A 12,926-nucleotide genomic window follows, 5' to 3' on the forward strand; every position below is an offset into this window, starting at 1 on the left:
GTGCACGACGGATGCGCTCACGAGAGCCCCGACTCCTCGGTGCGGACGAGGATGCAGCCGCACTCGGGGCAGGAGACCACGGCGTCCTCCGGGGCACGGCGGATCTCGTTGAGGTCGGTGCCAGGGAGCATCATGCGGCAGCCCTCGCAGGTGCCGCGGGTGAGGAGCGCCGCCCCCGCGCTGTTCTGCGCGCGGCGGTCGTACTCCGCCAGCAGCGGGGCGGGGATCGAGCCGGCGACGGCCTCCCGGTCACGCGTCAGCTGAGCGCCGAGCTCGGTGGCCGCCACCACGTCGGCCTTCGCCTGCGCGGTCAGGGCCGTGCCCTCGGTCGTGGTCGTGTCGAGCAGCGCCTGCTGAGCGGCGACGGCGGCATCGGCCTCTTCCACGCGCCCCATCACGTCGAGCTCCGCGTCTTCCAGGTCGCTCAGGCGCTTGGCCAGGCTGGCGAGCTCGTGCTCGAGCGCCTGCGCCTCCTTCGCGTTGGTCGCCGCCGCCAGACGCGCGGTGTCGCGGTCACGACGCTGTTCGGCCAGGGACACGTCGGACTCCAGCCGCGCGAGCTCGGCCCGCGCATCGTCCCGCGCGCCGGTGAGAACCGTGAGCTCGCGGAGCTGCTCCTGGCGGACGGCGACGAGCTCGGTGATCCGCGCCGCCTGACTCGGCTGGGTGCGGGCGCGCTCGGCCTGCGCGATGCGCCGGTCGAGGTCCGCGATGTCGAGCAGGGTGCGCTGGTTCTCCGGGGTGGCGTTCACGCTCTCAAATCTAGTCGGTCGGCCGTCGTCCGGGCCTCAGCCGATGACGCCGTCGACGTAGAGCCACGTCCGGCCCTCGCGGACGAATCGGCTGCGCTCGCGCAGGGAGCCGCGCTCGGCGCCGTGCCGCCAGAACGCCTCGAACTCCACGACGCCGTAGCGGTCGAACGGTCCCCCGGCCACGCGGTCGACGATCAGCAGCCGACGCCATTCCAGACCCCGGTCGAACTCGACGTCGCGGGGCCGCGTGCTCGGATGCCAGGTGCGCAGCAGGTACGCGGCGTCCGCCCGGGAGAAAGCGGTGTAGCGGGAGCGCATGAGTCGTTCAGCGGTCGGAGCGGACGCACCTCCGAGAAGGGGCGCGCAGCACTCGTCGAACGGGTTGCCGGAGCCGCAGGGGCAGCGTGCGGACGACATCACGAGAGCGCGACGATCAGGGTCATGCCTGCCAGCATCACGCACACCGGGGTCATGGTCCACCGTTCCGCGGGACTCCGCGAGATCGCGTTGAGCAGGATCCCGATCACGAAGTACGCGAACAGCACCCAGCACGACACGACGACGACGGGCAGCTCACCCCCGGCGATGACTCCCGCACGGCTCAGCAGCAGTGCGGCGAACCCGGCGTAGGGGACGACCGAGACGATGCTGCCGACGCGGAGCCGCACGGGCAGAACGCGGTGCGCACCGCCCCAGGCGAAGCGGCCGAGCGGCGCGCCGAAGATGAGGGCGACCTGGAACAGCGTCAGAGCCGCGAGAAGGACGAGGGCGCCCGTCAGAGCGACGGCGAGCATGCGGAGACCTCCAGGGTGTCGGGAGTCATGCGGACAGGTCGAGATCGTCGAGCCAGGAGAGCGCGAGCCCGTGCGAGCGGAGACCGTAGTCGAGGGTCGCGCGACGGAAGCGGTACAGCTCGCGCACGGCCTCAGGCACGTCGGTCGCATCGAGCTCCTCCGCCAGGGCGGCGAGCCGGGACTGGTCCTCCGCGATCCGTGTGCGGATGACCTCGACGCACAGCGGACGCTCCGCGGGCGGGAGGTGTCCCAGGAGGTGGATCCGCGCGAGCATCACGGGCTCGGGGTCGGATCCGGTGAGCGGCGACGTCATCCACGTGTGCCAGGACCGACGCCCCTCCGCCGTCACGCGGTACAGCTTCCTTCCCCGACCGTTCGCGGCCGCCTCGTCCACGCGTGCCCAGCCCTGCGACTCGAGCTGACGGAGGGCGCGCTGGATGCTTCCGAAGCTCGCGGCGTAGAAGAGCGAGATCCCGGCGCGGAACCGCTTGTGCACGTCGTAGAGCGTGAGCGGAGCGTCCAGAAGGATCCCGAGGATGAGGAACTGCATGCTCCAGATATACCTCTTAGGGATATTGCGGACAAGGCCTACGCTGAACACAAGCCACCGAAGGAGCACCGATGCCCGCCATCCCCACCGTCACCGCCCACAACGGCTTCACCCTTCCCGCGATCGGGCTGGGCACCTATCGCCTCGACGGCGATGCGGGAGCCGACGCCGTCGCCGCGGCCATCGGCGCGGGCTACCGCCTCATCGACACGGCCTTCAACTACGAGAACGAGGGGTCCGTCGGGCGCGGTGTCGCCGCCGCCGACGTCGACCGCGCCGAGATCATCGTCACCACCAAGCTGCCCGGCCGACACCACCCCGCGGACCGGGCGCGGATCAGCATCGAGGAGAGCCGCTCCCGGCTCGGGCTCGATGCGACCGATCTCCATCTGATCCACTGGCCGAACCCGCACCAGGACGAGTACGTCCCCGCATGGACGACGCTCGTCGAGGCCCAGTCCCGCGGCGTCGTGCGGCAGATCGGCGTGTCGAACTTCCTGCCGGAGCACCTGGAGCGCATCGAGAGGGAGACCGGCGTCCGCCCCGTGGTCAACCAGATCGAGGTGCACCCGTACTTCCCCCAGGAGGAGCAGCTAGCCCACCACTGCGCCCAGGGGATCATCACCGAGGCGTGGAGTCCGATCGGCCGGGCGAAGGCGCTGCTCGACGAGCCCGTAATCAGGGAGGTCGCCGCCGCACACGACATCGCACCGGCGCAGGCGGTGCTGGCCTGGCACGTCGCCCGGGGGACCGTGGCGATCCCCAAGGCCTCGTCGCTCGCTCACCAGCTCGACAACCTCGCCGCGGCGGAGATCGTGCTCGACGACGCCGAGGTGGCCGCGATCACCGCACTCGGTCGCCCGGACGGACGGCTCTTCGACGCGGACCCCGCCGTCCACGAGGAGTCCTGACCGCGGGAGCGCTCAGACGGTCTGCGTCCCCAGCACCCGCAGGAACTCCAGCTTGCCGGCCGCCTCGCTCCCCCGCGGCGCGGTCAGCACGATCAGCGCCTGCGACTCGTCTTCCGTGAACAGCGCCTGGCAGTCGACCTCAATCTCGCCGAGTTCCGGGTGCACCATCACCTTGTGCTGCTCGAAGCGACGGCTCACCTCGTGCGCCTCCCACAACCGCACGAACTCGTCGCTCATGGCCGAGAGGGCCGTGACCATCTCGCAGGCGCGGGAGCGCGCACCGGGGACCGCGTGCGCGGCCCTGAGCGTCGCCACGAGAGACCGCGACTGCCGCGCGTGATCGACCTCCCGATAGCGGAGGCGCTCCGTCTCCGGGGAGGCGAACCAGCGGTAGATCCCGCTGCGATCCATCCCGGTCAGGCTTCCCGCATCGCCGATCAGCGCCCGGGAGGCGTCGTTCTGCACGAGCACCTCGTCGAGCACCGACACCACGAACGCCGGCGTGTCGTGCAGCCGGTCCAGCACCCGGAGGATCCCCGGCCGCACGTAGTCGGTCGCCGTGACGCGATCCGGGGCGCTGTGGCCGCTCAACCGGAACAGGTAGTCGCGCTCGTCCTCGGTCAGCCGCAGCGCCCTGGCGAGCGAGCCGAGGATCTGCACGCTCGGCTGTGGTCCCCTCCGCTGCTCCAGGCGTGCGTAGTAGTCCGTCGACATCGTGGCCAGCTGGGCCACCTCCTCGCGCCGCAGACCGGCGGTTCGGCGGCGCGCTCCCGCGGGCAGCCCCACGTCGGCGGGCGTCAACGCCTCCCGGCGGCGCAGCAGGAAGTCGGCCAGCGCATCACGATCCATTCCTGAAGTATCCCCCTGCCGCGGCACCCGAACCAGGGATCGGCGGTCCCTGGACGATCCTTCTCTGGAGCGTCCAGCCGCAGCCGTCGACGCTGGAACCATGGACATCACCGGAAACACCATCTTCATCCCCGGCGCGACCAGCGGCATCGGCCTCGCGCTGGCCCTCCGACTCCACGAACGCGGGAACACCGTGATCGTCGGCGGGCGCCGCGCCGACCGGCTCACCGCGATCGCCGACGCGCACCCCGGCATCCACACCGTGCAGATCGACACCGCGGACGCCGACAGCATCCAGGCAGCCGCCCGCACCGTCCTCGCCGAGCATCCGGCGCTGAACGTGCTCGTCACCATGGCGGGCATCATGCGCGCCGAGGACTGGCGCTCACCCGACGGCTTCCTCGCGACCGCCGAGGAGATCGTGACCACCAACGTCCTCGGGCCGATCCGTCTGATCGCCGCATTCGTCGAGCACCTCCGCGCGCAGCCCGCCGCGACGATCATGACCGTGACGTCCGGGCTCGCGTTCATCCCGCTCAAGGCGACGCCGACCTACAACGCCAGCAAGGCCGCGATCCACATGCTCAGCGAATCCCTCCGCCTGCAGTTCGCCGACACGAGCATCTCCGTCGTCGAGCTGGAGCCGCCGGCGGTTCGCACCGCTCTCATGCCCGGGCAGGAGCAGGACGAGTCGGCGATGCCTCTCGACGAGTTCGCCGACGAGGTCATGGCGCTCATCGAGACCGACCCGGAGGCGCCCGAGGTGCAGGTCGAGCGCGTCAAGTTCCTGCGCCACGCCGAGGCGAGGGGGGACTACGCCCGCGTCGTCGCCGCGCTCAACAGCACCGATCGTCACGCCCGCTGAGGCCGGGGCGGTGCCCGCGCACCGCCCCCAGTTCACGCCTGCAGGGACCCCGCGACCGCGGTGAGAGCATCGGCCGACTGCCGCAGCTGCTCCAGCTCGCGCTCCGAGAAGGAGGTGGCGCGGATCGGCTCGGCCCCGGCGGCGCTCACGATCGACGGTACCGACAGGGCGACGCCGTCCAGGCCGTGGAAGTCGCGCAGCACCGTGCTCACCGGCATCACGGCGTGCTCGTCGCGGAGGATGGCCTCCACGATCCGCGCGCTCGACAGCCCGATCGCGTAGTTGGTCGCCCCCTTGCCGCGGATCACCTTGTACGCGGCGTCGCGCACCTCCACCGCGATCTCGTCCAGCTCCTCCAGCGTGAACCGCGGGTGTCCTGGCGTCTCCCACTCCAGGATCGGCACCGTGCCGATCGTGGCGCGGGACCACAGGGGGAACTCCGTGTCCCCGTGCTCGCCGATGATGTGCGCGTGCACGCTCGCAGTCGACACTCCCGCCCGCTCGGCGAGCTTCCATCGCAGACGCGACGTATCGAGCACCGTGCCGGAGGCGAAGATCCGCTCCGGCGGCAGCCCCGTCTCCTGCTGAGCGATCACGGTGAGCACGTCGCACGGGTTCGTGACGATGACGTACACCGCGTTCGGTGCGACGGCGAGCAGGTCGGGCATCATGCGCCGGATGATGCCCGCGTTCACCCCGGCCAGCTCGGTGCGGGTCTGCCCCGGGTTCTGCTTGGCCCCGGCGGTGATGACCACCACGTGCGAGCCGGCCGCGACCGAGATGTCGCTGCCCCCGACGATCGCACTCGACCCGGTGAACTGGGTCCCGTGGGCGAGGTCGAGCACCTCGGCCTCGACCTTCTCGGTGGCGATGTCATAGAGCGCGACGTGACGGGCGGAGCCGCGGATCAGTGCGGCGTACGCGACGCTGGAGCCGACGCTCCCCGCACCCACGACCGTGAGCTTCGAGTTCTCGATGATCTCCATGCGCCCATACTGACAGCGGGCTCGTCGCTCCGGGAGGGGGCGAGCCGTGCGAAAGCGCGCAGGTCAGACCGCCGCGGCCACCGCATCCGCCGCGGTCCGGTGGGTGAACCGGAACCCCGAGCGCTCGAGCACCTCCGGGCGCACATCGGCATCCGGCAGCAGGAGCGAGTCGGCCGCGTCCCCGAGCGCCAGGCGCAGCGCCCACCGGGGAGCGCGAAGCCAGTACGGGCGATGCATCCGCGCGGCGAGGGCGCGTCCGATGTCATTCATGGTGGCGGGCGTCGGACCCGCGAGGTTCACCGGACCGGTGAGCTTCGCGTCGAGCGTGTGCCGGATCGCCCGCACCTCGTCCTCGAGCGAGATCCACGGCCACGTCTGCGTGCCAGGGCCCAGCGGTCCCGCGACCCCGAGCCGGGTGAGCAGCACCAGCGGCCGCAGGACGCCGCGGCGATGGATCACGGGGGCCGTGCGCAGCAGCGCGACCCGGGTGAGGTCCTCCACCCGTCTGGCCTCGGCCTCCCATCGCACGCAAAGGTCGGCGAGGAACGTGTCGCCCGGCCGCGAGTCCTCCGTGAGGGTCTCCCCCGGCGCGGAGCCGTAGTAGCCCACGGCCGACGCGGAGACCAGCGCCGGAGCGTCGGAGCCGAGCGAGCGCAGCGCCGTCGTGAGGGTGTGCGTCGCATCGAGCCGGGACTCCACCAGCTCCCGGCGGTACCGCAGCGTCCACGGGAGCCGGCCGACGCTGGCACCGCCCAGGGCCACGACCGCCTCCGCACCCGCGAGCACGTCGGGGTTGAGGGAGCTCACACCGGGCATCCACTGATGCTCGCCGTCCTCCCGGGGCGGGTGACGCACGAGCGTGTCGACCTCGATCCCGTCGCCTCGCAGCGAGGCCGCGAGGGCGGAGCCGATCAGGCCGGATGCCCCGCTGATGACGATGCGTCGCGCCATGGTCGCTCCCCCGGTCTCCTCGAGACGGTGGGCCCTGCCGGGATCGAACCGACGACATCCACGGTGTAAACGTGGCGCTCTACCAGCTGAGCTAAAGGCCCTGGTGCGCTCAGTCTATCCGGCGGCGCATGCGCACCCACGTCGTGGAAGAGGGATAGGCTGAGGTCGGCGCGCGTTGTGCACGGCCGACAAGGCTGCCCGTGTCGCTTCCCGTTTCCTTGGCATGACCTGCCAGCTTGACGAAAGGTTCCCCCGTGACCGTCCACGACCAGGATCCGTACTCTCAGGGCCCCCTCGACAGCGATCCGGAGGAGACCGGCGAGTGGCAGCAGTCGCTCGATGAGCTGGTGGATGCCAAGGGACACGGCCGCGGCCGTGAGATCATGCTCAGCCTGCTCAAGCGCTCCAAGGAGCTGCACCTGAACGTGCCGATGGTCCCCACCACGGACTACATCAACACGATCGCTCCGGAGAACGAGCCGGAGTTCCCCGGCGACGAGGAGATCGAGCGCCGCTACCGCGCCTGGATCCGCTGGAACGCGGCCATCACGGTGCACCGGGCGCAGCGTCCCGGCATCGGTGTCGGCGGTCACATCTCCACGTACGCCTCCTCCGCCGCCCTGTACGAGGTGGGCTTCAACCACTTCTTCAAGGGTGCAGACCACCCCGGCGGTGCCGACCAGATCTTCATCCAGGGTCACGCCTCCCCCGGCACCTACGCCCGCTCGTTCCTCGAGGGTCGTCTGACCGAGGACCAGCTCGACGGCTTCCGCCAGGAGAAGTCGCACGCCCCGAACGGCATCCCCTCCTACCCGCACCCGCGGCTGATGCCCGAGTACTGGCAGTTCCCCACCGTGTCGATGGGACTCGGCCCGATCAACGCGATCTACCAGGCGATGTCGAACAAGTACCTGGAGAACCGCGGCATCAAGGACACCTCGCAGTCGCACGTCTGGGCCTTCCTGGGCGACGGCGAGATGGACGAGGTCGAGAGCCGCGGTCAGCTGCAGGTCGCGGCGAACGAGGGCCTCGACAACCTGACCTTCGTCGTCAACTGCAACCTGCAGCGTCTCGACGGCCCGGTGCGCGGCAACGGCAAGATCGTGCAGGAGCTGGAGTCGTTCTTCCGCGGTGCCGGCTGGAACGTCATCAAGGTCGTCTGGGGCCGCGAGTGGGACGACCTGCTCGCCCGCGACACCGACGGCGCGCTGCTGAACCTGATGAACGTCACGCCCGACGGCGACTACCAGACCTACAAGGCGGAGTCGGGCGCGTACATCCGCGAGCACTTCTTCGGGCGCGACGAGCGCACCGCCGCCCTCGTCAAGGACTACTCCGACGACGACATCTGGAACCTCAAGCGCGGCGGCCACGACTACCGCAAGGTCTACGCCGCGTTCAAGGCCGCGACCGAGCACAAGGGCAAGCCGACCGTCATCCTCGCGAAGACCGTCAAGGGCTACGGGCTCGGCCCGCAGTTCGAGGGCCGCAACGCGACCCACCAGATGAAGAAGATGACGCTGGACAACCTCAAGACGTTCCGCGACGCGATGCACATCCCCATCACGGACGCGCAGCTCGAGGAGAACCCGTACCTTCCCCCGTACTACAACCCGGGACCGCAGGACGAGACGATCCAGTACATGCTGGAGCGCCGTCGCGCGCTGGGCGGCTTCCTGCCGGAGCGCCGCTCGACCCACGTGGGGCTCTCGCTCCCCGAGGAGAACGCGTACGCGCTGCCGAAGAAGGGCTCGGGCACGCAGGAGATCGCCACCACCATGGCCTTCGTCCGCCTGCTGAAGGACCTGCTGCGCTCGAAGGAGTTCGGTCACCGCATCGTGCCGATCATCCCCGACGAGGCGCGCACGTTCGGCATGGACGCCTACTTCCCGACCGCGAAGATCTACAACCCGAACGGTCAGCACTACACGTCGGTCGACCGGGAGCTGCTGCTCGCCTACAAGGAGAGCCCGCAGGGCCAGATCGTTCACGTCGGCATCAACGAGGCGGGCGCCCTCGCGGCCTTCACCGCGGCCGGCACGTCGTACGCCACGCACGGCGAGCCGCTGATCCCGATCTACATCTTCTACTCGATGTTCGGCTTCCAGCGCACGGGCGACGCCCAGTGGGCGGCGGGCGACCAGATGGCACGCGGCTTCATCATCGGAGCGACCGCCGGACGCACCACCCTGACCGGTGAGGGCCTCCAGCACGCCGACGGCCACTCGCACCTGCTGGCCGCGACCAACCCGGCCACCGTGTCCTACGACCCGGCCTACGGCTACGAGATCGCGCACATCGTCCGCTCCGGTCTGGAGCGCATGTACGGCGGCGAGCACGAAGACCCGAACGTCATGTACTACCTCACGGTGTACAACGAGCCGATGGTGCAGCCCGCCGAGCCGGCGGACGTGGACGTCGACGGCATCGTCCGCGGCATCCACCGCGTCTCGGTCGGCGAGGGCGACGGGCCTCGCGCCCAGCTGTTCGCGTCGGGCGTGGGACTGCCGTGGGCGATGGAGGCGCAGGAGCTGCTCAAGAACGACTGGGGCGTGATCGCAGACGTGTGGTCGGTCACCTCCTGGACGGAGCTGCGCCGCGACGGTCTCTCCGCCGACGAGCACAACTTCCTCCACCCCGAGCAGGAGCCGCGCACGGCGTACCTCACGCAGAAGCTGCAGGGCGTCGAGGGTCCGGTCGTGGCGGTGAGCGACTTCATGCACGCCGTCCAGGACCAGATCCGTCCGTGGGTGCCGAACCGCTTCGCCACGCTCGGCGCCGACGGTTTCGGCTTCTCCGACACGCGTGCCGCTGCTCGTCGCTTCTTCAAGATCGACGGTCCGTCGATCGTGGTGCGCACGCTGCAGTCGCTCGCGGAGGAGGGCACGGTCGACCGTTCGCTCGCCGCGCAGGCCATCGAGAAGTACCGTCTGCACGATGTGAACGCCGGCACCAGCGGTAACGCAGGCGGGGAAAGCTGAGCCTTCGGTGACACCGTCGTCTGCCGCCGGCATGGACAAGGCCGCGACACTCACCTGGCTGCGCCGGATCTCCGGTGACATCGCCTCGGTGACGATCAAGCGGCTGGAGGACACGCTCCCGTGGTACGCCGACATGCCACCGGCCCGCCGTTCTGCGGTCGGGCTGGTGGCGCAGGCGGGCATCACCTCGTTCATCCAGTGGTACGACGACCCCACCTCGACCCCGTGGATCGCGGCGGACATCTTCGCCGCCGCGCCACGGGAGCTCCTGCGCAGCGTGAGCCTGCAGCAGACGCTCCAGCTGATCCGCGTGACGGTGGAGGTGACCGAGGAGCGCGTCGCCGGCAAGGGTGAGCATCTCCGCGAGGCCATCCTGCTGTACTCGCGCGACGTCGCGTTCGCCGCGGCCGACGTGTACGCCCGCGCCGCAGAGGCCCGCGGCCTGTGGGATGCGCGCCTCGAAGCACTCGTGGTGGACTCGATCCTCACGGGAGAGGCCGACGAGGAGCTGCCGAGCCGCATCGCCGCCCTGGGCTGGCACGGACACGGCGAGGTCGCGGTGCTGGTCGGCACGACGCCTCCGCAGTTCGATGTGGACCTCGTGCGTCGGACGGCGCGGAAGCTCGCGGTCGACGTGCTGATCGGCGTGCAGGGCTCACGGCTCGTCCTGGTGCTCGGCCGTGCCCGCGTGGCCGGACAGGAGGGCGAGGACGAGGAGCTGGGCTTCCAGGAGATCGCCGCCCGGCTCGAGCCGTCGTTCGGGCCCGGCTTCGTCGTGCTCGGACCCGCGGTCGCCGCCCTCGTCGATGCGAGCCAGAGCGCCAGGGCGGCCCTCGCCGGCTTCGCGGTGGCTCGCGCCTGGCGGAGCGCACCGCGACCGGTGGAAGCCGACGACCTGCTGCCCGAGCGCGCTCTGGCGGGCGACCCCCTCGCGAAGCAGACGCTGGTCGAACGCATCTTCCGCCCACTGCAGGCCCATTCGACCGATCTGGTGACGACGCTGTGGAGCTACCTCGACAACGGCCGCTCGCTGGAGGCGACCGCGCGCGAGCTGTTCGTGCATCCGAACACCGTGCGCTACCGCCTCAAGCGCGTGAGCGAGGTGATCGGGTGGGACGCCACGGGCCCGCGCGAGGCCCTCATCCTGCAGACGGCCCTCATCCTCGGGTCCATCGGTGCCGCGGAGCAGGTGCGTCGCCGCCCGTCCGCACGGCGCCCGCCGCGGTGACGCTGCCGGGCCCTGTGCGCCACACACAAGGGATCCTCGCAATCTTGTGATGGATCATCCACCGCTCGTCGGCAATCGTTGGCAGACTGGGTGGGTGATTGTCGTCGTCTGCCCTGGACAGGGCTCGCAGACCCCCGGTTTCCTCGCCCCCTGGCTCGACCTCGACGGCGCCGAGGAGCGTCTCGCCTCCTTCTCCGAGGCGGCCGAGGTCGACCTCCGCACCCACGGCACCGAGTCCGACGCCGACACCATCCGTGACACGCGCATCGCGCAGCCGCTGATCGTCGCCGCGTCGCTCCTCGCCGGAGACGCCCTCGTGCAGCGGTCCGGCCGCCGTGCGGACGGCATCGCCGGTCACTCGGTCGGCGAGGTCGCCGCCCTCGTGGGCAGCGGGGTGATCGACGAGACGACCGGCATGCGTCTCGTGGGGATCCGCGGCCGCGCGATGGCCGATGCCGCCGCGCAGACCCCCACGGGCATGAGCGCGGTGCTGGGCGGCGACGAAGAGGCGCTGCTCGCCCGCCTGGCAGAGCTCGGCCTGTCCCCCGCCAACTACAACGGCGGCGGCCAGATCGTCGTCGCCGGACCGCTGCCGGCACTGGCCGCCCTGGCCGAGGAGCCGGTGAAGGGCACGCGCGTGGTGCCGCTGCAGGTCGCCGGCGCGTTCCACACCTCGTACATGGGCTCGGCGGTCGCCGCGCTCCGCGACGCGGTGGCCGACGTGTCCCCCGTCGACCCCGACATCACGCTCTGGACCAACCGCGACGGCTCCGTGGTCTCCGACGGCGCGCAGGCGCTCTCGTATCTCGTCGACCAGGTGTCGTCGCCGGTGCGCTGGGACCTCTGCATGTTGTCGTTCGCCGAGGCGGGCGTCACCGGGGTCATCGAGCTCGCCCCCGCCGGCGCCCTCGTCGGCCTCGCCAAGCGCGGGCTCCGTGGTGTGCCGACCGTCGCCGTCAAGACCCCCGAAGACCTCGACGCAGCCGTCGCGCTGCTGAACGGAGACGCCGCATGAGCGCCACGCTCGCCCAGCTCACCGGCCCCGCGTACACCCGCATCTACTCGTACGGTGCCGCGCGCGGCGAGAACGCCGTCCCGAACGACGACCTGATCGGTCCGATCGACTCGAGCGACGAGTGGATCCGCCAGCGCACCGGCATCGTGACTCGCGTGCGCGCCGACAAGGGAACGGATGCGATCGACCTGGCCACCGCCGCGGCCGCCGAGGCCATCGAGAAGTCGGGCGTCCCCGCCGACCAGGTCGACCTCGTGATCGTCGCGACGATCAGCAACCCGAAGCAGACGCCCTCGGTCTCGGCGATCGTCGCCGACCGCGTCGGTGCGAACCCGGCGGCCGCCTACGACATCAACGCCGCCTGTGCGGGGTATGCGTACGCGATCGCGCAGGCCGACGCGCTCATCAAGGCCGGTACGGCACGCCACGCTCTCGTGATCGGCACCGAGAAGCTGTCCGACGTGGTCGACCCCACCGACCGCAGCATCTCGTTCCTGCTCGGCGACGGTGCCGGCGCTGCACTGATCGGCCCCAGCGAGACGCCGGGCATCTCCCCCGCCGTGTGGGGTTCGGACGGCTCCAAGGCCGACGCCGTGGGCATGAACGCCACCCTCACCGAGTTCCGCGACGGCGAGGTGCCGTGGCCCACGCTGCGCCAGCAGGGCCCGACCGTCTTCCGCTGGGCGGTGTGGGAGATGGTGAAGGTCGCTCGTGAGGCACTGGACAAGGCGGGCGTGACCGCGGAGGACCTCGCCGCGTTCATCCCTCACCAGGCGAACATGCGCATCATCGACGAGTTCGCCAAGCAGCTCGGTCTGCCGGAGACCACGGCGATCGCCCGCGACATCGAGACGACGGGCAACACCTCGGCCGCCTCCATCCCGCTCGCGAGCCACCGCCTCCTGGCGGAGCACCCCGAGCTTTCGGGTGGGCTGGCGCTGCAGATCGGCTTCGGCGCCGGTCTCGTGTTCGCCGCACAGGTCGTCGTCCTCCCCTGAGTCCGCGCCGACCTTCCCTAGACTGTTCCACGGTTCCTAATACACC

At 70.7% G+C, this 12,926-nt stretch carries 13 protein-coding genes and 1 tRNA gene; 6 read left to right on the forward strand and 8 right to left on the reverse strand.

Features of this window, described 5'->3' with window-relative positions; translation table 11 throughout:
• Positions 1-17: 17 nt before the first annotated feature.
• The 4 genes from ACWH95_RS14525 to ACWH95_RS14540 are packed head-to-tail and all read right to left on the reverse strand — an operon-like array spanning position 18 to position 2,096.
• Entirely contained in the window at positions 18-752 is a 735-nt protein-coding gene (locus ACWH95_RS14525; protein ID WP_378822832.1) for a zinc ribbon domain-containing protein, read from the reverse strand.
• A 36-nt stretch (positions 753-788) separates the two neighbouring features.
• The gene (locus ACWH95_RS14530) at positions 789-1,169 is read right to left on the reverse strand and encodes a YchJ family protein (protein ID WP_136030242.1); all 381 of its coding nucleotides are present in this window, start codon (positions 1,167-1,169) and stop codon (positions 789-791) included.
• Positions 1,169-1,546 carry a hypothetical protein gene (locus tag ACWH95_RS14535; RefSeq protein ID WP_454120869.1) on the reverse strand — a complete coding sequence of 126 codons (378 nt, stop codon included), beginning with the start codon at positions 1,544-1,546 and terminating at the stop codon, positions 1,169-1,171. The genes ACWH95_RS14530 and ACWH95_RS14535 overlap by 1 nt, the downstream gene beginning before the upstream one ends.
• 25 nt (positions 1,547-1,571) lie before the next feature.
• The gene (locus ACWH95_RS14540) at positions 1,572-2,096 is read right to left on the reverse strand and encodes a PadR family transcriptional regulator (protein ID WP_247638842.1); all 525 of its coding nucleotides are present in this window, start codon (positions 2,094-2,096) and stop codon (positions 1,572-1,574) included.
• 71 nt (positions 2,097-2,167) lie between these two features.
• Here ACWH95_RS14540 and ACWH95_RS14545 point away from each other — a divergent pair, with 71 nt between their 5' ends.
• A complete protein-coding gene (locus ACWH95_RS14545) occupies positions 2,168-3,007 on the forward strand; it encodes an aldo/keto reductase (RefSeq protein WP_454120870.1) in 840 nt (279 codons plus the stop codon).
• Between the two features lie 12 nt (positions 3,008-3,019).
• Here ACWH95_RS14545 and ACWH95_RS14550 read toward each other — a convergent pair whose 3' ends face one another.
• The gene (locus ACWH95_RS14550; RefSeq protein ID WP_447652994.1) at positions 3,020-3,856 is read right to left on the reverse strand and encodes a helix-turn-helix transcriptional regulator; all 837 of its coding nucleotides are present in this window, start codon (positions 3,854-3,856) and stop codon (positions 3,020-3,022) included.
• 100 nt (positions 3,857-3,956) lie between these two features.
• Here ACWH95_RS14550 and ACWH95_RS14555 point away from each other — a divergent pair, with 100 nt between their 5' ends.
• Positions 3,957-4,721 (forward strand): SDR family oxidoreductase, encoded by a 765-nt coding sequence (locus tag ACWH95_RS14555; protein WP_454120871.1) that lies wholly within the window; start codon positions 3,957-3,959, stop codon positions 4,719-4,721.
• Positions 4,722-4,753: 32 nt separating this feature from the next.
• On the opposite strand, the gene ACWH95_RS14560 is transcribed toward ACWH95_RS14555, so the two are convergent.
• From ACWH95_RS14560 to ACWH95_RS14570, 3 genes are all read right to left on the reverse strand, one after another.
• The gene (locus tag ACWH95_RS14560) at positions 4,754-5,707 is read right to left on the reverse strand and encodes an L-lactate dehydrogenase (RefSeq protein WP_136036162.1); all 954 of its coding nucleotides are present in this window, start codon (positions 5,705-5,707) and stop codon (positions 4,754-4,756) included.
• Between the two features lie 63 nt (positions 5,708-5,770).
• Complete coding sequence (locus ACWH95_RS14565; protein ID WP_136036163.1) at positions 5,771-6,658, reverse strand: TIGR01777 family oxidoreductase; 888 nt, start codon at positions 6,656-6,658, stop codon at positions 5,771-5,773.
• Between the two features lie 28 nt (positions 6,659-6,686).
• Positions 6,687-6,759 (reverse strand) — tRNA-Val (locus ACWH95_RS14570).
• 153 nt (positions 6,760-6,912) lie between these two features.
• Between ACWH95_RS14570 and aceE the strand changes: the two genes are divergently transcribed.
• The 4 genes from aceE (at position 6,913) to ACWH95_RS14590 (ending at position 12,880) form a co-directional block, all read left to right on the forward strand.
• On the forward strand, positions 6,913-9,639 hold the full coding sequence (gene aceE / locus ACWH95_RS14575; protein WP_454120872.1) for a pyruvate dehydrogenase (acetyl-transferring), homodimeric type: 2,727 nt from the start codon (positions 6,913-6,915) through the stop codon (positions 9,637-9,639).
• Positions 9,640-9,670: 31 nt separating this feature from the next.
• A complete protein-coding gene (locus ACWH95_RS14580; protein WP_136030264.1) occupies positions 9,671-10,867 on the forward strand; it encodes a PucR family transcriptional regulator in 1,197 nt (398 codons plus the stop codon).
• A gap of 94 nt (positions 10,868-10,961) precedes the next feature.
• The gene (locus ACWH95_RS14585) at positions 10,962-11,882 is read left to right on the forward strand and encodes an ACP S-malonyltransferase (protein ID WP_454120873.1); all 921 of its coding nucleotides are present in this window, start codon (positions 10,962-10,964) and stop codon (positions 11,880-11,882) included.
• Positions 11,879-12,880 (forward strand): beta-ketoacyl-ACP synthase III, encoded by a 1,002-nt coding sequence (locus ACWH95_RS14590; protein ID WP_454120874.1) that lies wholly within the window; start codon positions 11,879-11,881, stop codon positions 12,878-12,880. The genes ACWH95_RS14585 and ACWH95_RS14590 overlap by 4 nt, the downstream gene beginning before the upstream one ends.
• Positions 12,881-12,926 lie beyond the last annotated feature (46 nt).

This window comes from Microbacterium sp. NPDC055502, from assembly GCF_053643635.1.